The sequence below is a fragment of the Bacillus sp. NPDC077411 genome, from assembly GCF_044543425.1.
Lineage (GTDB): Bacteria > Bacillota > Bacilli > Bacillales > Bacillaceae_G > Bacillus_A > Bacillus_A bruguierae.
The window spans coordinates 30,164-50,741 of sequence record NZ_JBITWA010000027.1; the positions used below are offsets into that span (position 1 = coordinate 30,164).

Consider the following 20,578-nt stretch of genomic DNA (forward strand, 5'->3'; position numbering starts at 1 on the left):
ATTTATGGAGGTGCTATGTCTAATATGAATGCGAACGAAAGAATCGTGCCCCTCCTACCATTAAGAGGCGTTCTCGTATATCCGACGATGGTTCTGCATCTTGATGTAGGACGTGATAAATCGATCAAAGCGCTTGAGCAGGCGGCTATGGATGAAAATGTGATTTTTTTAGCGATGCAAAAAGACGTGAATATCGATGATCCGAAAGAAGATGATGTTTATAAAGTAGGTACGTTAGCAAAAGTGAAGCAAATGCTCAAATTGCCAAATGGGACAATGCGTATCCTTGTTGAAGGTTTACATAGAGTAGAAATGACAGAGTTCATTGAAGAAGATGATGTAATTACAGCTAACGTCCATACGTTAATTGAAGAAGAAGAAGGCGATTTAGAAGAAAAGGCGCTTATGCGTACATTAACTGAGTATTTTGAGCAATATATTAAGCTGTCCAAGAAAATTTCAGGTGAAACGTTTGCGACAGTTGTTGATGTTGATGAACCAGGTCGATTAGCTGATCTTGTATCATCACATTTGCCGCTCAAAATGAAGCAAAAGCAACAAATTTTAGAAATTACTGTAGTGAAAGAACGATTACATACGCTTATTTCTTTTATTCAAGATGAAAAAGAGTTATTAAACTTAGAAAAGAAAATTGGTCAGCAAGTGAAACGTTCTATGGAGCGTACACAAAAGGAGTACTTCTTACGTGAACAAATGAAAGCTATTCAAAAAGAGCTTGGTGATAAAGAAGGAAAAGGCGGCGAAGTAGAAGAACTTCGCGAAAAGATTGAAGAATCAGGAATGCCAGAAGAAACGAAAAAGGCAGCATTAAAAGAGCTAGATCGTTATGAGAAATTGCCGACAAGTTCAGCGGAGAGCGGTGTCATTCGCAATTATATTGATTGGTTATTATCTCTTCCTTGGATGGAGGCAACAGAAGATCGTATAGATATTGTACGTGCTGAAAATATTTTAAATGAAGAGCATTACGGACTTGAAAAAGTAAAAGAACGTGTGCTTGAATATTTAGCGGTGCAAAAGCTCACCAATTCGTTAAAAGGTCCTATTCTTTGTTTAGTTGGTCCTCCTGGGGTTGGAAAAACATCGTTAGCTCGTTCAATTGCGACATCAGTGAATCGTAATTTTGTTCGTGTATCACTTGGCGGTGTACGTGATGAATCGGAAATTCGTGGTCATCGTCGTACTTATGTCGGTGCGATGCCGGGCCGCATTATTCAGGGGATGAAAAAAGCAAAAACAATCAATCCTGTCTTTTTATTAGATGAGATTGATAAAATGTCCAATGATTTCCGCGGTGATCCTTCAGCGGCATTATTAGAGGTATTAGATCCAGAACAAAATCATAATTTTAGTGATCATTATATTGAAGAGCCGTACGATTTATCAAAAGTGATGTTTATTGCAACTGCTAATACGCTTGCAAGCATTCCAGGTCCGCTTCTTGACCGTATGGAGATCATTTCTATTGCTGGTTATACAGAACTTGAAAAAGTACATATTGCCCGTGAACATTTATTGCCGAAACAATTGAAAGAACATGGATTGAAAAAAGGAAATTTACAAGTGCGCGATGAAGCGCTTCTTGAAATCATTCGTTACTATACGCGTGAAGCGGGAGTTCGTACGTTAGAACGTCAGCTTGCGAAGCTTTGCCGGAAAGCAGCGAAGATTATTGTAACAGAAGAACGTAAGCGCGTCGTTGTAACGGAGAAGAATATTACAGAATTACTTGGAAAACGCATATACCGTTATGGTCAAGCAGAAACGAAAGATCAAGTAGGTATGGCAACAGGTTTAGCGTATACAGCAGCTGGAGGAGATACACTTGCAATTGAGGTATCTGTATCTCCGGGTAAAGGGAAATTGATTTTAACAGGAAAACTTGGGGATGTGATGAAAGAATCTGCACAAGCAGCATTTAGTTATATTCGTTCTCGTGCAGAAGAACTGCATATCGCCCCTGATTTCCACGAAAAACATGATATTCATATTCATGTTCCTGAAGGTGCGGTACCAAAAGACGGGCCATCAGCGGGGATTACAATGGCAACGGCTCTTATTTCAGCATTAACAGGTATTCCTGTTAGTAAAGAAGTGGGAATGACAGGTGAAATTACACTTCGTGGTCGCGTGTTACCGATTGGTGGATTGAAAGAGAAAACATTGAGCGCACATCGTGCAGGTTTAAAGAAAATTATTTTACCGGCAGAAAATGAAAGAGATTTAGAACATATTCCAGAAAGCGTAAAGGAAAACCTTACGTTTGTGCCAGTCTCTCATTTAGATGAGGTATTAGAGCACGCATTAGTAGGAGTGAAAAAATGAAAGTAACAAAAGCTGAGATTGTTATAAGCGCAGTCAAACCAGAACAATATCCTGAGGGAGATTTACCGGAAATTGCATTAGCGGGTCGTTCAAATGTAGGAAAATCATCCTTTATTAATAAAATTTTAAATCGAAAAAAATTAGTGCGCATTTCTTCTAAACCAGGAAAAACGCAAACATTAAACTTTTTCATCATTAATGATATGATGCATTTTGTGGATGTACCAGGTTATGGTTATGCGAAAGTATCTAAAACAGAACGAGCAGCATGGGGCAAGATGATTGAAACGTATTTCACAAAAAGACAGCAGTTAGATGCAGCTGTTCTTGTGATTGATTTACGTCATAAGCCGACGAACGACGATGTGATGATGTATGATTTCTTAAAACATTATGAAATTCCTACAATCATTATTGCAACAAAAGCTGATAAAATTCCAAAAGGAAAATGGCAAAAGCATTTAAAAGTTGTCAAAGAAACGCTTGATGTAGATCCAGAAGATGAAGTCGTATTATTCTCTTCAGAAACAGGTCTTGGGAAAGAAGAAGCGTGGAAAGCGATTCATAAGTTTACAAAAACAAAAAACGTGTGACATCCGTCACACGTTTTTTGTTTTATCCCGCTATTCGTGGGCAGTAAGACCCCCAACTCAAGGTTCAGAGAGAGTATTGTCCAGTTCCAGTGGCTAGAATCTCCGGTCGTTTCTGAGCGAGCCGCTTCCGCTTTTCTAAAGAAGATAAGTGGGGGATAACTGCCCGTAAAAGCCCGATTGGGCGGGCTTTCCATCCGAGGGGAGGAAGAAAACCCCCTCGGATGGAAGTTTCACTTTATAGTACGTTTAATGTAACTTCTATATTTCCTCTTGTTGCCTTAGAGTATGGGCATACTCCGTGTGCAGCTTCGACTAATTGTTTTGCTTCTTCGCGAGATACGCGCCCGCTACACGTACATTTAATGTGGCAGCTAATCCAAATCCACCATCTGTATCTTTGCCAATCGATACGTGAGCGGTTACCTCTGTACTTTCTACTTTTACGCGTTTCGTACGAATGACAAGCTGCAATGCACTATCAAAACAAGCTGCATAACCTGCTGCAAATAATTGTTCAGGATTTGTTGCTGCGCCGCCCATACCGCCTAATGCTTTTGGCATTTTTACATCAAGGTTTAATACACCATCCTCGGAGATTACTTTTCCGTTTCGTCCACCTGTTGCTGTTACAGTAGCAGTATATAATGTTTCCATTGTTATTCCCCTTTTCTATCATTCATTGTTTTCATTGTTTCAATTAATTTATTTAATTGAATTAATAAAGTTGTATAATCTTCTGCTGTAATTCCTAAATGTGATGCCATTGTTTCTGGCAATGAACATGCTTTTTCTTTTAAAGCAGCTCCTTGTTCTGTTAGTTCAATACATACTTTTCGTTCATCTTTCTTTGAGCGAACACGCTTAACAAGCTGTAAACTTTCCATTCTTTTTAACATGGGTGTTAATGTTCCGGAATCTAAAAATAATCGCTCACCAATTTCTTTTACTGTAATTCTGTCTTGTTCCCACAATACTAACAAAGTAATGTACTGCGGATATGTAATGCCCATTTCCTCTAAATAAGGACGGTAAAAGCGTGTAACTTCTCTAGAACAAGCATAAATAGAAAAACAAAGTTGATTATCTAGATGTAAAGGATTCTCATGCATGAGTATCTCTCCTTTTTAAATTGTGCACAATTTAATTTTGTAAAATCAATATAAAATAAAAAAAACGAGATGTCAAACAAAAAGAAAATCTATCGTTTGGCATAATCATACATATTTTCATTCAATTGAAAGAAGCTAAGGAAAGTTAGCCTTTCTGTATGTATGGAATAGTTTCCATTACTTGATTCCGACATTTTTTTTTGGTAACGTACAGATAGAGTTATTATTTTATAATTATTATAAATTGAAGCGTGGTTTTTACTGTCCCTTTGAGAGAGGGAAGGTAAAATAATCGTCCTTTATGAAAAGTTATCCTCACCTTTCTTCTTTCATTCTTTACTTATCACTGTGGATGTCTTATTGTCAGTTAAGTAAGGGAGAGAAGATGTTCACACGATTGTCAGATTTATAAGAGGAAAGTTGTATTATGATAGTAGATAAGATGAAAAATCGGTTGAAGGGGGACATGCTGCGTGCATATTCTTGTTGTTGGTGTTAACTATCGAACAGCCCCTGTAGAAATTCGTGAGAAACTAACGTTTCAGGCAACAGAATTAGAGAAAGCAATGACAACATTACAAAAACAAAAAAGTGTATTAGAAAATGTCATTGTATCAACGTGCAATCGAACGGAAATCTATGCTGTAGTAGACCAGTTACACACAGGACGCTATTATATTAAGAAATTTATGGCTGATTGGTTTCAGTTTGAAATAGAAGAAATTGCACCATACTTGTCTCTTTATGAACAAGATGGTGCTACAGATCATTTATTCCGCGTAACATGTGGATTAGATTCAATGGTAGTTGGAGAAACGCAAATTTTAGGTCAAATTCGTAGTAGCTTCTTACTTGCACAAGAGGTAAAAACGACAGGAACGATATTTAATGAATTGTTTAAACAAGTCGTTACATTAGCAAAACGTGCGCATTCAGAAACAACGATTGGCGGTAATGCGATGTCGGTAAGTTATGCCGCTGTTGAACTTGGAAAGAAAATTTTTGGTGATTTAAAAGATTGCCATGTTCTTATTCTTGGTGCAGGCAAAATGGGCGAATTAGCACTGCAGAACTTGTACGGGAGCGGTGCGCATAAAGTGACTGTTATGAATCGTACGTTTGCGAAAGCAGAAACGATGGCAGAAAAATATATGGGGCTTGCAAAGCCGTTGAATCAGTTGCAATGTGCACTGTTAGAAGCTGATATTGTAATTAGCTCAACAGGGGCTTCTGAATATGTGATTACGAAAGAAATGATGTCCAAAGTAGAAAGGATGCGTTGTGGTCGTCCGCTCTTTATGGTAGATATTGCAGTGCCGCGTGACATTGATCCAGCAATTGATGCGTTAGAAAGTGTTTTCTTATATGATATTGATGATTTACAAGGTGTTGTGGAAGCGAATCGTGCTGAGCGATTAAAAGAAGCTGAGAAAATTCAAATTATGATTGAAGAAGAAATGATTCTATTTAAGTCATGGCTGAATACGCTTGGTGTTGTACCGTTAATTTCGGAACTTCGCGATAAAGCATTAGCGATTCAAAGTGAAACAATGCAAAGTATTGAACGGAAAATTCCAACGTTAACAGAGCGGGAACGAAAAGTGATTAGTAAGCATACGAAAAGTATTATTAATCAATTGTTAAAAGATCCAATTTTAATCGCGAAAGAGTTAGCGGCTGAAGAAGATGCGAAAGAAAAACTTGCTCTATTTGCGAAAATTTTCGATTTAAATGCGAAAGAAGTAGTGGAAGAGAGCGAAGTAGAATGGAAACGGGCAGAGAAGTGGACAGTATCCGCTCCATCTTTGTAATGGAAAGGATAAACGGATGGGTGTTTTAAACAATAGCATTATTTATCATATTGCCATTATTTTATATGCCTGTAGCGTTAGTTTATATTTCATAGATTATTTTCAAAGTAACCGAAGGGCAAATCGGATTGCCTTTTGGTTACTTTCTGTTGTATGGGTACTATATTCAATCTTTATGTTACTTCGGGCAACAGAAGCGGAAATTAATCCAATTTTAACGTTATTATCAGGTATTTATTTTTATGTATGGCTATTAATTACATTATCATTAATGATTAACCGATTCATGCGCATTGACTTTTTAGTCTTTTTCACAAATATGATTGCGTTTGGTGTAAGCGCTTTTTCTATTTTTACGCCGCTTGGAAAAATGTCGCCGGTATTAGCAAATCAATTAGTATCGGAGCTTGTTTATGTACATATTGGTATGGCGATTATTTCCTATGCAACATTTACAGTTTCTTTTATTTTTTCCATTATGTATTTAATTCAATATCGTTTATTAAAGCAAAAAAAGTGGAATGCAAGGTTAAGGCGGTTAGGAAATTTACCGAAGCTGGACTCTATGTCATATGGTTTAAATTTATTTTCTGTACCTTTCTTTTTATTAGCCATTTTGCTTGGGTGTCTATGGGGATATACAAAGTTAGATAATTTTCATTGGTATGACGCGAAGGTAATCGGATCTTTCATCGTCTTATTTGTATACTGTGCAGGTATTTATTTACGCGGATCAGATACGTTACAGGGAAAGAGAATTGCGAGCTGGAATATTGGAGCATTTCTTATTATGTTAATTAATATTTTCTTATTTAGTAGTTTATCGAACTTCCATTTTTGGTACTTATAAGAGGAGAGAAAAATATGCGCAAAATTATTGTAGGATCAAGAAAAAGTAAATTGGCATTAACGCAAACAAATTGGTTTATCGATCAATTAAAGGCGCTAGGATTGCCATATGAATTTGAAGTGAAAGAAATTGTAACGAAAGGTGACGTTATTTTAGATGTGACACTTTCGAAAGTAGGCGGAAAAGGGTTGTTCGTAAAAGAGATCGAACATGCACTGTTTACAAAAGAAATTGATATGGCTGTCCATAGTATGAAAGATATGCCAGCAGTACTTCCTGAAGGACTAACAATTGGATGTATTCCAAAACGTGTAGATCCGCGTGATGCATTTATTTCTAAAAATGGAGAATCGTTTGATGAGTTACCAGAAGGAGCGGTGATTGGTACAAGCAGTTTACGCCGCAGTGCACAGTTGTTAGCTGCGCGTCCGGATTTACAAGTGAAATGGATTCGCGGAAATATTGATACGAGGCTACGTAAGTTAAAAGAAGAAGATTACGATGCGATTATTTTAGCAGCTGCAGGACTAAAGCGAATGGGCTGGGCAGATGATGTGATTACAGGGTATTTAGAAGAAACGGTATGTGTACCAGCTGTCGGCCAAGGGGCGCTATCGATTGAATGCCGCGAGGATGATGCGGATTTATTACAATTATTAAGTCATTTAAATGATAATGTAACAGCGAGAACAGTAGAAGCAGAGCGTGTATTTCTAAATAAATTAGAAGGAGGCTGCCAAGTTCCGATTGCTGGACATGCAACGCTCAAAGAAGATGGCCAAATTGAATTAACAGCTCTTGTTGGATCGACAGATGGCACTGTCTTATTGAAAGAAGTTGTTGCTGGTGAACATGCAAAAGAAGTTGGAGAGCGAGCAGCAGACTTGTTAATCGGGCAAGGAGCAAAGGAACTTATTGCCGCAGCAAATCAGGAGCAAAACTAGCAATATGACTTCTCTTTGCGGAAAAACAGTGCTAATTACAAGAGCCCAGCAACAAGCGAAGCAACTGAGTACAGCAGTGCAAAAACAGGGCGGAATTCCAATGGAAATTCCGCTTTTACATATAACAGCAGCTGCACGTGAGCAATTTCAACAAGTGCGTGAGGAATTAAGCACATATGATTGGATTATTTTCACAAGTAAAAATGGTGTGAATTTCTTTTTGGATGGTGCGGGGCAACCGTTGCCGCATACTATGAAAATTGCCGCAGTCGGCGTGAAGACAAAGCGAGAATTAGAGCACCGCGGCTACAATGTTCATTTTGTACCAACTACATTTGTAGCTGAAGCATTTGCGAAAGAATTTGTGAATCATATTGGAAGCGGGACTCGTATATTACTGCCAAAAGGAAATCTAGCAAGAGATGTAATACGAGAAGCGCTGCGAAATCATGGTGCGATTGTACGCGAACTTGTTGTATATGAAACGGCCGTCCATCTACAAATGCGTGAACAACTTATCGAGGCACTGCGATCAAGAGCAATTGATGTGATTACCTTTACAAGTCCGTCTACTGTCCGGAGTTTTATTACATTGCTTGAAAGTGAAAACTGGAGAGAATGGGTAAAAGGATGTACAATTGCTTGTATAGGTCCTATTACAGAACGAGAAGCCCGTCAACATTTTCAAAACCTTCTTGTTCCGAAAGAATATACAATTGAATCTATGTTACAATGCATTTCAGAATATATATAAATCCATTTTGATTTTTCAACATATAAGTTGCTGTTATATAAAACAAAAAGTGACATGCACTTGTTTTCTCTCTTTTTTTATCAACGCACGTGGCAGGAAAAGGCTCTGACCGCTTCTATGCATGGCCAGACCCTCTCGCCGCCCACCCCTAAAAAGAAAAGGGTTTTTATGTCTGTTTTTCAACTTGTATTTATATATAATAAAGTGAAACTTTAAGAATTGGAGATGGAAAAGTTATGAATCCTTTACAATTTAACCGTCATCGTCGTTTACGACAAAGTGCAAATATGCGTGCTCTTGTACGTGAAACACATCTACATACAGAAGATTTCATTTATCCAATTTTTGTTTTAGAAGGAGAAAATAAGCGTAATGAAGTTCCTTCTATGCCAGGTGTATATCAAATTTCTTTAGATCATCTGCAAGTAGAAATGCAAGAAGTTGTCGATTTAGGTATTCGTTCTGTTATCGTATTTGGTTTACCTGCTGAAAAAGATGCAGTTGGTTCTTCTGCATATTGTGAGCACGGTATTGTACAGCGAGCAATTACACAAATTAAAGAGAGATTTCCAGAATTAGTAGTAATCGCAGATACATGTTTATGTCAGTATACGAGTCATGGCCATTGTGGTGTAATTGAAGACGGAATTATTTTAAATGATGAATCGTTAGAGGTTCTTGCAAAAACAGCAGTAAGTCAAGCAAAAGCAGGTGCGGATATTATTGCACCATCTAATATGATGGATGGATTTGTAACATTTATTCGTCATGCGTTAGATGAAAATGGCTTTGCGCATGTCCCAGTTATGTCATATGCAGTGAAATATGCGTCGGCCTTTTATGGACCGTTTCGTGATGCTGCACATGGTGCACCTCAATTTGGTGATCGTAAAACATATCAAATGGATCCAGCGAATCGTTTAGAAGCATTCCGTGAAGCTGAGTCAGATGTGATGGAAGGAGCGGACTTCTTGATTGTGAAGCCAGCACTTTCTTATTTAGATATTATTCGTGATGTGAAAAATAACTTTAATCTTCCGGTTGTTGCGTATAATGTGAGTGGTGAATACTCGATGATTAAAGCGGCGGCACAAAATGGCTGGATTAATGAAAAAGATATTGTTCTTGAAAAATTATTAAGCATGAAGCGTGCTGGAGCAGATTTAATACTTACATATCATGCGAAAGATGCAGCGAGATGGTTACAAGAAGGGAGCGCACGATAATGAAAAGTTTTGATAAATCTATTGAAGCGTTTGAAACAGCAAAAGATTTAATGCCAGGCGGTGTAAATAGTCCAGTGCGTGCTTTTAAATCTGTCGGTATGAATCCGCTATTTATGGAGCGAGGAAAAGGCTCTAAAGTTTATGATATTGATGGAAATGAATACATTGATTATGTATTGTCATGGGGACCGCTTATTCATGGTCATTCCAACGACCAGGTTGTGGAAGCATTAAAAGCGGTAGTAGAAAAAGGAACGAGCTTTGGTGCGCCGACAGAAATTGAAAATAAACTAGCACAGCTTGTAATCGATCGTGTACCGTCTATTGAAATTGTCCGTATGGTTAACTCTGGAACAGAGGCGACAATGAGTGCACTTCGCTTAGCGCGCGGTTACACAGGGCGTAATAAAATTTTGAAGTTTGAGGGCTGCTATCACGGGCATGGCGATTCTCTTTTAATTAAAGCTGGTTCTGGTGTTGCTACGCTTGGTTTACCAGATAGCCCTGGTGTACCAGAAGGCGTTGCGAAAAATACGATTACGGTTGCGTATAACGATTTAGAAAGCGTGAAATATGCGTTTGAACAGTTCGGTGATGATATTGCGTGTGTCATTGTAGAGCCAGTAGCTGGAAATATGGGGGTTGTACCACCGCTTCCGGGATTTTTACAAGGCCTTCGTGATGTTACAACAGAATATGGTGCGCTTCTTATTTTTGATGAAGTGATGACGGGCTTCCGCGTAGCTTACAATTGCGGACAAGGATATTTTGGAGTAACACCTGATTTAACATGTTTAGGAAAAGTAATTGGAGGCGGGCTTCCTGTTGGGGCATATGGTGGTAAAGCTGAAATTATGAAGCAAGTAGCACCAAGTGGCCCAATTTATCAGGCTGGTACACTATCTGGTAATCCATTAGCGATGACAGCAGGATATGAAACGCTTGTTCAGTTAACACCAGAAAGCTATAAAGAATTTGAACGTAAAGCGGAAATGCTTGAAAAAGGTTTACATGAAGCAGCGGTAAAATATGATATTCCGCATTGTATTAACCGCGCTGGTTCTATGGTTGGTATTTTCTTTACAGATGAAAAGGTTATTAACTACGAAACAGCAAAAACGTCCAATTTAGAATATTTTGCAGCGTATTATCGTGAAATGGTAGAACAAGGTGTATTCTTACCGCCTTCTCAATTTGAAGGGTTGTTCTTATCAACAGCGCATAGTGATGCTGACATTGAAGCGACCATTGCTGCTGCAGAAATTGCTATGTCTAAACTAAAAGGGTAAAAAATCCTTTTCTTTAGGGGGAGCGAGAGGACCTGGCCGTGCATAGAAGCGGTCGGGTCCTTTTTCTACCACGTCCGTTGTGAAAACAAAGAGAGGAAGCAAGCGGGGATTACATTTTATTATGGATGGCAGTGATTTGTAAGTTGGAAAAGCAAAATGTATTTATATATAAATACCAGTTGAAATCCTAGCATTCCCCCTTTTTTTAGGGAAGGTAAGAGGACCTGGCCGTGCATAGAAGCGGTCAGGTCCTTTTTCTGTCATGTTCGGTGTGAAAACAAAGAGAGAAAGTAAGTGAGGATCACTTTTGGTTTTGTGCCGCAGTAATGTATGTGTTGAAAAATAAAAAAATCGCTCTTATCGGAGAGCAATTTTTTTATTCATAAAGTCTCCGTTCCTCACATAAACCTGTAATGACATATAGTTTGAGAGGGGGAATACGAAGTGGCAGCAGATCAACAAACTTCATTGCGGTTTTCGTTAAAAGAGTCTGTATGGTTTCAAAAAGGACAGGAAGTCAATGAATTACTTTCTATTTCATTAGATCCTGATGTTGCTATAGAAGAACGTGAGTATGAAATTGTTGTGTGCGGGCAACTTGATTTAACAGGGGAGTATATCCCAAAGGAAGAAACAGAGGCGTTCTCATTGCGAGAGTTATCTCCAGTACGTACGATAGATTATGTGGAGACGCGTGATGATGGGATAAATGAATTGGTACATTCGTTTCCACTGGAGATTTCGATTCCACGCGGCCGCGTGAAACAAGTTGAAGATTTATATGTAGATATTGAAGAATTCGATTATGCGCTGTTAGAAAATGGATGTTTGCAGCTTTTAGCGGATGTTTCAATTCATGGATTATGTGATGAAGAGCGTGAAGTGGAAGAAACGGTGGAAGAAGAGATAGTAGAAGAAGAGATAGTAGATAAAGAAGTGATAGAGACTGATGAATGGGAAGATTATGCTTTTGAGCCATTTCAGCTAGAGGCTCGTCAAGAACCGGAGCTTGAACTAGAAGAAGAGAAAGAAATCGAAGAAGAGGAACAAAGACAAGAGGAAGAGCAAAGACAAGAAGAAGTCGTCGCACCTCAGCTGTTCTTCGGACGCAAAGAAACAAAAGGACAGGATGTCGATGAGAAAGAGAAAGAAGAAATGTCATACTCACAGCGGGATGAAAATGCGCTATATTTAACAAAATTGTTTTCAAAGCAACCAGAAGATGAATTTACAAAGCTGCGACTTTATTTTGTGCAAGAAGGCGATACGATTGAATCTGTTGCAGAGCGTTATGACACTTCCGTACAACATTTACATCGTGTAAATCAAACCGATGATTTGTATTTAACAGCAGGACAAATTTTATATATACCAGTGCCCAAGATGAAAGCAAAGTGAGTGAAGAGAAATCTTCCTCACCTCTTTTCTTTTTCACGCTCCTGTAGAAAGGGTCGTTGTTCGTATGGACATGGAATTACGAGAGCGTTATGCTTCTATTTTGCAGCTATATCAATTAGCTCCTGAGCATATTGAGGAATATGGGAATGTAATAAAAATTTATACGAACCAAGGTCCATATGCGTTAAAAAAATTGCCACCTCAAAAATTAGAACGAAGTAATCTTATGTATTATGTTCAGTTTTTACGAGAAAAAGGATTTACGAATTTTGCTCCTATTTATCATGCGAAAGATGGAAGGCACATTTTAAGTGATGGTGAGCATAGTTATTATTTAATGCCTTGGCTCGGAAACGCAGAAAGTCAAGGTGAAGAGAACGATCAGTATCATAAAATGTTTCAAACACTTGCTATGATGCACAAAAAAACAGTGAGAGAAGAAGAAGTGACAGAAGAAGCAATTCAAGGACATTTTGATAATATTTCAAATCGATGGGAACAAGATGGCGTGTTATTAGAGGAGTTTTTAGTTGAATCAGAAGCGAAATGGTATATGTCTCCGTTTGAATTGCAATATTGTACTTACTTTCATCAAGCGATGCGTGCTTGTGAATTTGCGAAGAAACAATTTACAGAATGGCATGAAGCAATGAAAGAAAAAGAAAAAACACGTATTTCATTTATTCATGGAAATGTTTCAATGAATCATTTTTTATTCGATTATCAGCGGAACGGTTATTTTATTAGTTTAGAAGATGCGCAGTTTGCTACCCCCGTTCAAGATATCGTTCAATTTTACTCGCGTTCCTTCAACACATATCCAATTGCAAGAAATGATCGATATGAATGGTACCAAATATACGAAAAGAATTTTACGTTTACGAAAGAAGAGAAGCTGCTTATGCTTGCGTATTTAGCGTATCCCAAAACATTTATTAAGCAAGTGCATGCATATACAAATGCTCGAAATGCCCGTAATGAAACAAAGGAGTTACAGGATGTGAAAATGCTTCAACAAGCACATTGGCTTATAAGTAATATTGAATATTTCGTGGCGCAGCTTCAAGCCGCTGAGCACCAAGCGCAGTAAAAGGAAAAACAAAATTAGCCGTAGCTTCAAGAAGAAGTTACGGCTGATAATGTAAGCGAATTGTTGCTGCTATAAAAATAGCAAGGATGACAAAATCTAAAAACGTAGGAAGTAGTAAAGTACGAATGCCTTGGAAAATCGTGAGCGGAATTGCAAAATCAGAAAACAGCGTTTGTAAATTTCTTAACCAAGAAGGGGCTGAAAAGTTGTATGTGCGTCGATAGCGTCGCATAATCGTCCTCCGTATTAGAAACTTCTCTAGTATGGAACGATAAGAGAAGTGGAAATGTGATACTACAATATGCAGGATAAGCACCTAATGTGCTTGTGCTGCACTTTTTTCATTTTCTTTGCATATGTTATAAAAAACTTGGTTAAGCTTATTGGAAATAGAATGTAATAATTATAGACGTAAGTCGAAAAATATTTTTATCTTGACGAATATGGTTTCGTTTTTTACACTATTGTATATAATAAATAACAATTATATAAATGCGTTGAAGGGGAAGAGTATAACATTAAACGTCTGCAGAGAGGAGAATTATTAGCTGTGAGATTCTCTAGATAGTCATGTTAGAAGGTAGCCCTGGAGCATCTTTTCTGAACGGAGTCATTCTCATTAGGAAAAGACGGATCTGTCCGTTATCAAATCAAGAGTATAAGCAAATTTTGAATTTGTTTGTAAATAAAGGTGGTACCACGATGTCCCTCGTCCTTTTTGGATGAGGGACATTTTTTATTTTTAAGGAGGGAAAAATATGTCAAACACGGAAAAAAATTTACCAACTAAATATGATCATATGTCCGTTGAAGAAGGCCGTTATAAATGGTGGCTTGAAGGCAAATATTTCGAAGCAAAAGGAGATGCGGAAAAACAGCCGTATACAATTGTAATCCCGCCTCCAAACGTAACAGGTAAACTGCATTTAGGTCATGCATGGGATACAACACTTCAAGATATTTTAACACGTACAAAGCGTATGCAAGGATACGATGTATTATGGCTTCCAGGTATGGACCATGCGGGTATCGCAACGCAAGCGAAAGTAGAAGGGAAACTTCGTGAAGAAGGTATTTCACGTTACGATCTTGGTCGTGAGAAATTCCTTGAAAAAGCATGGGAATGGAAAGAAGAATATGCTTCTCACATTCGCGAGCAATGGGGAAAAGTTGGTCTAGGATTAGATTACACTCGTGAGCGTTTCACATTAGATAAAGGCTTATCTGATGCGGTTAATAAAGTATTCGTTCAATTGTACGAAAAAGGTTTAATTTACCGCGGTGAATATATCATTAACTGGGACCCTGCGACACGCACTGCCCTTTCTGATATTGAAGTAATTCATAAAGATGTGCAAGGTGCATTCTATCATATGAATTACCCATTAACAGACGGTTCTGGTCACATTCGTCTTGCGACAACTCGTCCAGAAACAATGCTTGGTGATACAGCAGTAGCAGTTCACCCAGAAGATGATCGTTACAAGCATTTAATCGGAAAAACGGTTACACTTCCAATCGTAGAGCGTGAAATACCGATTATTGCTGATGAGTATGTAGAGAAAGATTTCGGAACAGGTGTTGTAAAAATCACACCAGCTCATGATCCGAATGACTTTGAAGTAGGTAACCGTCATGACTTACCACGCATTTTAGTAATGAACGAAGATGGAACAATGAACGAAAAAGCTGGTAAGTATAACGGTATGGATCGCTTTGAATGCCGTAAGCAATTAGTAAAAGACTTGCAAGAAGCTGGCGTATTGGTAGAAATCGAGCCTCATATGCATGCGGTAGGTCATAGTGAGCGTAGCGGGGCAGTTGTTGAGCCGTATTTATCAACACAATGGTTCGTAAAAATGGCACCACTTGCAGAAAAGGCTGTTGCTCTGCAACAAAAAGAAGAAGAAAAAGTAACGTTCGTACCAGATCGTTTTGAGAACACATACTTACGCTGGATGGAAAACATTCATGACTGGTGTATTTCTCGTCAATTATGGTGGGGACACCGCATCCCAGCTTGGTATCATAAAGAAACTGGTGAAGTATACGTAGGTACAGAAGCTCCAGCTGATATCGAAAACTGGAACCAAGATAACGACGTACTTGATACATGGTTTAGCTCAGCGTTATGGCCATTCTCAACACTTGGTTGGCCAAATGAAAATGATGAAGACTTCAAACGCTACTATTCAACAGATGCACTTGTAACTGGTTATGACATCATCTTCTTCTGGGTATCTCGTATGATTTTCCAAGGTCTAGAGTTTACAGGAGAGCGTCCATTTAAAGACGTATTAATTCATGGTCTTGTTCGTGACGAGCAAGGACGTAAAATGAGTAAATCTCTTGGTAACGGTATTGATCCAATGGAAGTTATTGAGAAGTACGGTGCAGATGCAATGCGCTTCTTCTTATCAACAGGAAGTGCACCAGGTCAAGATTTACGCTTTAGCATGGAGAAAGTAGAATCTACTTGGAACTTCATCAATAAAATTTGGAATGCATCTCGTTTCGTATTAATGAACATGGAAGACATGCAATACGAAGATATTGATTTAACTGGTGAAAAATCAGTTGCAGATAAGTGGATTTTAACTCGTTTAAATGAAACAATTGAAAGTGTAACGCGTAACATGGATAAATATGAATTTGGTGAAGCTGGTCGCGCATTATACAACTTCATTTGGGATGATTTCTGTGACTGGTACATTGAAATGGCGAAGCTTCCATTATACGGTGAAGATGAAGCAGCGAAGAAAACAACTCGTTCTGTTTTAGCATACGTACTAGATCAAACAATGCGCCTGTTACATCCGTTCATGCCATTCGTAACAGAGAAAATTTGGCAGCATTTACCTCATGAAGGTGAATCTATTACAGTAGCAGCATGGCCAACAGTTCGCGAAGATTTACAAGATAAAGAAGCAGCGGCAGAAATGCATCTTCTTGTTGACATCATTCGCTCTGTTCGTAACATTCGTGCGGAAGTAAATACGCCAATGAGCAAAAAAGTTCAATTGCAAATTAAAGCGAAAGACGAAGCAGTACTAGCACAGCTTACGAAAAACAGCTCTTACATTGAGCGCTTCTGTAATCCAAGTGAATTAACAATTCAAACGGATTTACAAGCACCGGAAAAAGCGATGACAGCAATTGTATCAGGTGCAGAGTTATTCTTACCGTTAGCTGATCTAATCAACCTTGATGAAGAAAAAGCACGTCTTGAAAAAGAACTTGAGAAGTTCGATAAAGAAGTAGAACGTGTACAGAAGAAACTTTCCAATCAAGGATTCGTAGCAAAAGCTCCGGAAGCAGTTATTGAAGGAGAACGCGCGAAAGAGAAAGATTACCTAGAAAAACGCGAAGCAGTTCGCCAACGTCTAGCGGATCTACAAAAATAAAGAGAAACTTTAATCAGTTGGAGTATTACCGCCCGCAAATAGCGGGATAAAATATTTTCAATAGCGAACCACGGCAAAGATTGTTCTATTTGAGTATAATAGGGCTAGAGCAATCTTTTGCTTTGGTTCGTTTTTTTGATGAAAAGGGGAATGGTATACGTGATACATACATATGAAGAAGCAATCGGCTGGATTCATAGCCGTTTAAAATTTGGTATAAAACCAGGGTTAGAGCGCATGGAGTGGATGTTAGAGGAACTTGGAAATCCGGAGCGTCATATAAAATGTGTTCATCTTGCGGGAACAAATGGAAAAGGTTCTACGCTCACATATATGCGTTATATGTTACAGGCGGCAGAGTACAAAGTAGGGACATTTACTTCTCCGTACATTGAAACATTTAATGAACGGATTAGTGTGAATGGTGTACCGATTGCAGATCAAGAAATTGCAGATCTTGTAAATATGGTCAAACCTGTTGTGGAAAAGTTAGATGAAACAAATTTAGGTGAAGCGACAGAATTTGAAATTATTACTGTTATGGCGCTTTATTATTTTGCAAAGATGAATATGTGTGACATCGTTTTACTTGAGACAGGACTTGGAGGACGTTTCGATTCAACGAATGTCATTCACCCTGCGCTTACAATTATTACAAATATTGGCCATGATCATATGCATATTTTAGGAGATACGTTAGAAGCGATTGCATTTGAAAAGGCGGGAATAATAAAATCAGGTGTTCCTATTATAACTGGTGTGCAGCAAAACGAAGCGTTAGAAGTCATCCGTACAGCTGCCATTGAAAAACGTTCTAACTTATATGAACTAGGAAATCAAATTCAAGTAGAACATCATTCTTCAGAGAAAGAAGGAGAACGGTTTACATTTTCGTCTCCATTCCGTACGTATGAAGATCTTTTTATTTCTATGAAAGGCCAGCATCAAGTGCAGAATGCGGCGCTGGCGCTTATGGCGATGTCATACTTAAACGTGTATCAAGCATTTTTAATTGATGAAGAGCATATCCGCAAAGGATTAGCTGAAGCATATTGGATTGGACGTTTTGAACAACTTTCTACTCATCCTCATGTCATTATTGATGGGGCACACAATCCAGAAGGTATAAATAGTCTTGTAGAAACTGTTCGTGCACACTACAGTGAAAACCGAATTGTTATTTTATTTACAGCACTTGGGGATAAGCAACTCGATGAAATGGTTGGACAATTAGAAACAATTGCAGATGAAATGATTTTTACAACGTTCACGTTTGATCGTGCTATCTCTGCCGAGGCTCTTGCTGCTCATTCAAAACGAGAATCGAAACATATTTTTGAAAACTGGCAGGAAGCGATTAGTAGGACAATGGATTCTTTACAAGAAGATGATATTTTCTTACTAACAGGTTCTCTTTACTTCATATCAGAAGCTCGTAAATATGTGGTTCAAAAAACTAGACAGAAATAAGCTGTCTAGTTTTTTTGTTCTACAAATAAAGACGCAGGCATACATATAAGATAACAATATAGGATAATTTGGCGAATCCCTTTGACAAGTATCTCGTTTTTTTTTGAAACGAGTATGATACGATGCTGGCAATGATAAGAAGTAAGGAGTGGGGGTATGGACAAACAATCGCGACCAATTTCAATTAAAGTGAATGGAACGGAAGCAAATTATATAGAGAAGAAAGAAGAGGAAGCAAAAAAAGAAGAGTTTGAGTGGGTGCTCCCGGAGAATACGGTGACAAATAATGTTGTGTCGTTTCAAAAACATGCAGCATCAATACGTAAAGGAAAAAAAGGCTGGAGTAATAGATTTATTCTCACGGTATCTACAGCAATTGTAATTGGGACAGGGTTTGGAATGGGAATGCTGCACTTGCTAACGGGACAAGAAACTGTTCGTGAAAAGACAGCTCCAGCAGCAAATGTTACAGGGCAAAATGAAACAAAAAAACCGACAAATGAGAAAACAGAAGAAAAGAAAACAGCCCCAGCCCCTTTATCACCGCTGACGATTTATTTTGTACAGGGCGGGGTGTTCTCTTCGAAAGAAAAGGGACAGGCATCATTAAAAGAGTTCCAAGAAAACGGAGTCCCTGGAGCAGTTATGCAGTCAGGAGATAAATATTTACTTGTTCTTGGAATGGCACATGATGAACAATCTGTCACGCAGATGATCACGCAATATAAACAAAAAGATATATCAGTTGTGAAAAAGAAATGGGAGATTACAGATCAAGCGCTTTTAAAACAGGATCAAGAGTATGGAGCGTTTTTGGAAAAGTTACAATCATTGTATGGGAAATTATTGAAACAAGCCGCTGTGATGCAGTCCGGAAACAAAATAAGTAAAACAGATATAGAACAGATTGAAAATGAATGGAAATCAGTAAAAAAAGAAGAGGCAGCACTAAAGCGGGATGATATGAAAAAGTTGTTTACGTATGCATCAGTGGCTGTGCAAACAATACAAGAGGGAAAACAAGATATGGAAACGATGACGAAATTGCAGCAAGTGTTAGCAGATAGCTTTCTTTCTTATGAAAAAATAGTTTCACAAAAAAACAAAAACGTATAATAATTAGATAATGTTTAACTCATAATCATTATGTAGTTGCTTTTTTCTATTGCTTATTAGCACTGAAGAAAGGGAAAGTGAGTTTGTGCTTTTTCCTTTCTTTTGTATTTTTTTAAAAAGAAAAACGATATTTTTAAAATTTGAGGAGAATCTATACATTTAGTATGGTTATGCTGTATCTTCCTGCTAATTTTAAAAATGAAAGGAGAACGTATGAAAAAACTTATTTTAGCGTCGGGTTCACCAAGGCGTAAAGAATTACTTGAGCTAGTAGATATACCATTTGAGGTTGTAGTTAGCGATGTAGAAGAAACGATTGGAGCATATTCATCACCGCATGATATCGTGATGTCACTTGCATTGCAAAAAGCATCTGCTGTAGCAAAGGATTATGAAGACTATGTTGTGCTTGGTGCTGATACAATTGTTACTTACGAGTCGCGTATTCTAGGAAAACCAGAGGATGAGAGTGAAGCGAAAGAAATGTTGCAGCTCTTATCAGGGAAAACACATGAGGTGTATACAGGGGTTGCTCTTATTTCAAAAGAAAAAACAGTGACATTCTATGAGCGTGCAGAAGTAACGTTTTGGGAATTAACTGAAGAAGAAATTCATGCATATGTACAAACGAAAGAACCGCTTGATAAAGCTGGGAGTTATGGGATACAGGGAAAAGGTGCTATTTTTGTTCAGCATATACAAGGTGATTATTATGCGATTGTTGGCTTACCGATTGCTCGTGTTGTGCGCGAGTTGAAACAATTTAATATGTAAAGGAGGCTGGAATATGAGCTGCATTCGTGATGTTGTGAAAGAAGATCAACCACGGGAACGTTTATTGCTAGAAGGAGCAAGCAGCTTATCAAACACAGAACTTCTCGCTATATTACTTCGAACTGGTTCAAAAGAGGAGTCAGTTTTAACATTAGCAAATCAAATTTTGCATCATTTTGACGGATTACGAATGTTAAAAGATGCAACAATTGAAGAAATGACAAGCATTCATGGCGTTGGGGTGGCAAAAGCATCCCAACTTATTGCTGCTTTTGAACTCGGACGAAGAATGGTACGCTTAGAGTATCAAAATAGATATAGCATTCGTAATCCGGAAGATTGCGCACGTTATATGATGGAGGAGATGCGCTTTTTACAACAAGAACATTTTGTATGTGTAAACA

At 38.2% G+C, this 20,578-nt stretch carries 16 protein-coding genes, 2 pseudogenes and 1 other annotated feature; of the genes and pseudogenes, 15 read left to right on the forward strand and 3 right to left on the reverse strand.

Going from position 1 to position 20,578, the window contains the following annotated elements; genetic code table 11:
* Nucleotides 1-15 precede the first annotated feature (15 nt).
* Entirely contained in the window at nt 16-2,346 is a 2,331-nt protein-coding gene (gene lon, locus ACIGHG_RS22825) for an endopeptidase La (protein ID WP_396550669.1), read from the forward strand.
* On the forward strand, nt 2,343-2,939 hold the full coding sequence (gene yihA / locus ACIGHG_RS22830) for a ribosome biogenesis GTP-binding protein YihA/YsxC (protein ID WP_336471101.1): 597 nt from the start codon (nt 2,343-2,345) through the stop codon (nt 2,937-2,939). The genes lon and yihA overlap by 4 nt, the downstream gene beginning before the upstream one ends.
* Nucleotides 2,940-3,174: 235 nt before the next feature.
* Here the strand turns inward: yihA and ACIGHG_RS22835 are convergent.
* Together ACIGHG_RS22835 and ACIGHG_RS22840 are read right to left on the reverse strand one after the other, a co-directional pair.
* Nucleotides 3,175-3,593, reverse strand: a pseudogene (locus ACIGHG_RS22835) (organic hydroperoxide resistance protein).
* Nucleotides 3,594-3,595: 2 nt separating this feature from the next.
* Nucleotides 3,596-4,048 carry a MarR family winged helix-turn-helix transcriptional regulator gene (locus tag ACIGHG_RS22840; RefSeq protein ID WP_336471102.1) on the reverse strand — a complete coding sequence of 151 codons (453 nt, stop codon included), beginning with the start codon at nt 4,046-4,048 and terminating at the stop codon, nt 3,596-3,598.
* 473 nt (nt 4,049-4,521) lie between these two features.
* Between ACIGHG_RS22840 and hemA the strand changes: the two genes are divergently transcribed.
* From hemA to ysxE, 8 genes are all read left to right on the forward strand, one after another.
* Nucleotides 4,522-5,859 carry a glutamyl-tRNA reductase gene (hemA, locus tag ACIGHG_RS22845; protein ID WP_336471103.1) on the forward strand — a complete coding sequence of 446 codons (1,338 nt, stop codon included), beginning with the start codon at nt 4,522-4,524 and terminating at the stop codon, nt 5,857-5,859.
* 16 nt (nt 5,860-5,875) lie between these two features.
* Nucleotides 5,876-6,709 carry a cytochrome c biogenesis protein gene (locus ACIGHG_RS22850; protein WP_090918687.1) on the forward strand — a complete coding sequence of 278 codons (834 nt, stop codon included), beginning with the start codon at nt 5,876-5,878 and terminating at the stop codon, nt 6,707-6,709.
* Nucleotides 6,710-6,723: 14 nt separating this feature from the next.
* On the forward strand, nt 6,724-7,653 hold the full coding sequence (gene hemC / locus ACIGHG_RS22855) for a hydroxymethylbilane synthase (protein WP_336471104.1): 930 nt from the start codon (nt 6,724-6,726) through the stop codon (nt 7,651-7,653).
* A gap of 4 nt (nt 7,654-7,657) precedes the next feature.
* A complete protein-coding gene (locus tag ACIGHG_RS22860; protein WP_336471105.1) occupies nt 7,658-8,407 on the forward strand; it encodes a uroporphyrinogen-III synthase in 750 nt (249 codons plus the stop codon).
* 236 nt (nt 8,408-8,643) lie between these two features.
* Nucleotides 8,644-9,633, forward strand: a complete 990-nt coding sequence (gene hemB / locus ACIGHG_RS22865; protein WP_336471106.1) for a porphobilinogen synthase — start codon at nt 8,644-8,646, stop codon at nt 9,631-9,633.
* A complete protein-coding gene (gene hemL, locus ACIGHG_RS22870; protein ID WP_336471107.1) occupies nt 9,633-10,922 on the forward strand; it encodes a glutamate-1-semialdehyde 2,1-aminomutase in 1,290 nt (429 codons plus the stop codon). Before hemB ends, hemL begins: the two co-directional genes overlap by 1 nt.
* 444 nt (nt 10,923-11,366) lie before the next feature.
* Nucleotides 11,367-12,320: a stage VI sporulation protein D gene (gene spoVID, locus ACIGHG_RS22875; protein ID WP_396550674.1), complete on the forward strand. Its 954-nt coding sequence runs from the start codon at nt 11,367-11,369 to the stop codon at nt 12,318-12,320.
* Nucleotides 12,321-12,384: 64 nt separating this feature from the next.
* Complete coding sequence (gene ysxE, locus ACIGHG_RS22880) at nt 12,385-13,410, forward strand: spore coat protein YsxE (protein WP_336471109.1); 1,026 nt, start codon at nt 12,385-12,387, stop codon at nt 13,408-13,410.
* Between the two features lie 37 nt (nt 13,411-13,447).
* Here ysxE and ACIGHG_RS22885 read toward each other — a convergent pair whose 3' ends face one another.
* Nucleotides 13,448-13,642, reverse strand: coding sequence for a hypothetical protein (locus ACIGHG_RS22885; protein ID WP_336471110.1), 195 nt, complete (start codon nt 13,640-13,642; stop codon nt 13,448-13,450).
* 256 nt (nt 13,643-13,898) lie between these two features.
* Nucleotides 13,899-14,130 (forward strand) — a binding site (T-box leader).
* Nucleotides 14,131-14,168: 38 nt separating this feature from the next.
* On the opposite strand from ACIGHG_RS22885, the gene ACIGHG_RS22890 reads away from it, so the two are divergent.
* The 5 genes and pseudogenes from ACIGHG_RS22890 to ACIGHG_RS22910 all read left to right on the forward strand — a co-directional run.
* A complete protein-coding gene (locus ACIGHG_RS22890) occupies nt 14,169-16,814 on the forward strand; it encodes a valine--tRNA ligase (protein WP_336471111.1) in 2,646 nt (881 codons plus the stop codon).
* 159 nt (nt 16,815-16,973) lie between these two features.
* Nucleotides 16,974-18,284: a bifunctional folylpolyglutamate synthase/dihydrofolate synthase gene (locus tag ACIGHG_RS22895; protein WP_336471112.1), complete on the forward strand. Its 1,311-nt coding sequence runs from the start codon at nt 16,974-16,976 to the stop codon at nt 18,282-18,284.
* 156 nt (nt 18,285-18,440) lie between these two features.
* Nucleotides 18,441-19,400 carry a stage II sporulation protein B gene (locus tag ACIGHG_RS22900; protein ID WP_336471113.1) on the forward strand — a complete coding sequence of 320 codons (960 nt, stop codon included), beginning with the start codon at nt 18,441-18,443 and terminating at the stop codon, nt 19,398-19,400.
* Nucleotides 19,401-19,613: 213 nt separating this feature from the next.
* Nucleotides 19,614-20,174 (forward strand): Maf family protein, encoded by a 561-nt coding sequence (locus ACIGHG_RS22905; protein WP_336471114.1) that lies wholly within the window; start codon nt 19,614-19,616, stop codon nt 20,172-20,174.
* Between the two features lie 13 nt (nt 20,175-20,187).
* Nucleotides 20,188-20,574, forward strand: a pseudogene (locus ACIGHG_RS22910) (UPF0758 domain-containing protein); the annotation flags it as partial.
* Between the last annotated feature and the right edge of the window lie 4 nt (nt 20,575-20,578).

Excerpts from the sequence above, each read along its gene's own strand:
- lon (WP_396550669.1), top strand. The coding sequence starts at position 16 with ATGTCTAATATGAATGCGAACGAAAGAATCGTGCCCCTCCTACCATTA.
- yihA (WP_336471101.1), top strand. The coding sequence starts at position 2,343 with ATGAAAGTAACAAAAGCTGAGATTGTTATAAGCGCAGTCAAACCAGAA.
- ACIGHG_RS22840 (WP_336471102.1), bottom strand. The coding sequence starts at position 4,048 with ATGCATGAGAATCCTTTACATCTAGATAATCAACTTTGTTTTTCTATT.
- ACIGHG_RS22850 (WP_090918687.1), top strand. The coding sequence starts at position 5,876 with ATGGGTGTTTTAAACAATAGCATTATTTATCATATTGCCATTATTTTA.
- hemC (WP_336471104.1), top strand. The coding sequence starts at position 6,724 with ATGCGCAAAATTATTGTAGGATCAAGAAAAAGTAAATTGGCATTAACG.
- ACIGHG_RS22860 (WP_336471105.1), top strand. The coding sequence starts at position 7,658 with ATGACTTCTCTTTGCGGAAAAACAGTGCTAATTACAAGAGCCCAGCAA.
- hemB (WP_336471106.1), top strand. The coding sequence starts at position 8,644 with ATGAATCCTTTACAATTTAACCGTCATCGTCGTTTACGACAAAGTGCA.
- hemL (WP_336471107.1), top strand. The coding sequence starts at position 9,633 with ATGAAAAGTTTTGATAAATCTATTGAAGCGTTTGAAACAGCAAAAGAT.
- ysxE (WP_336471109.1), top strand. The coding sequence starts at position 12,385 with ATGGACATGGAATTACGAGAGCGTTATGCTTCTATTTTGCAGCTATAT.
- ACIGHG_RS22885 (WP_336471110.1), bottom strand. The coding sequence starts at position 13,642 with ATGCGACGCTATCGACGCACATACAACTTTTCAGCCCCTTCTTGGTTA.
- ACIGHG_RS22890 (WP_336471111.1), top strand. The coding sequence starts at position 14,169 with ATGTCAAACACGGAAAAAAATTTACCAACTAAATATGATCATATGTCC.
- ACIGHG_RS22900 (WP_336471113.1), top strand. The coding sequence starts at position 18,441 with ATGGACAAACAATCGCGACCAATTTCAATTAAAGTGAATGGAACGGAA.
- ACIGHG_RS22905 (WP_336471114.1), top strand. The coding sequence starts at position 19,614 with ATGAAAAAACTTATTTTAGCGTCGGGTTCACCAAGGCGTAAAGAATTA.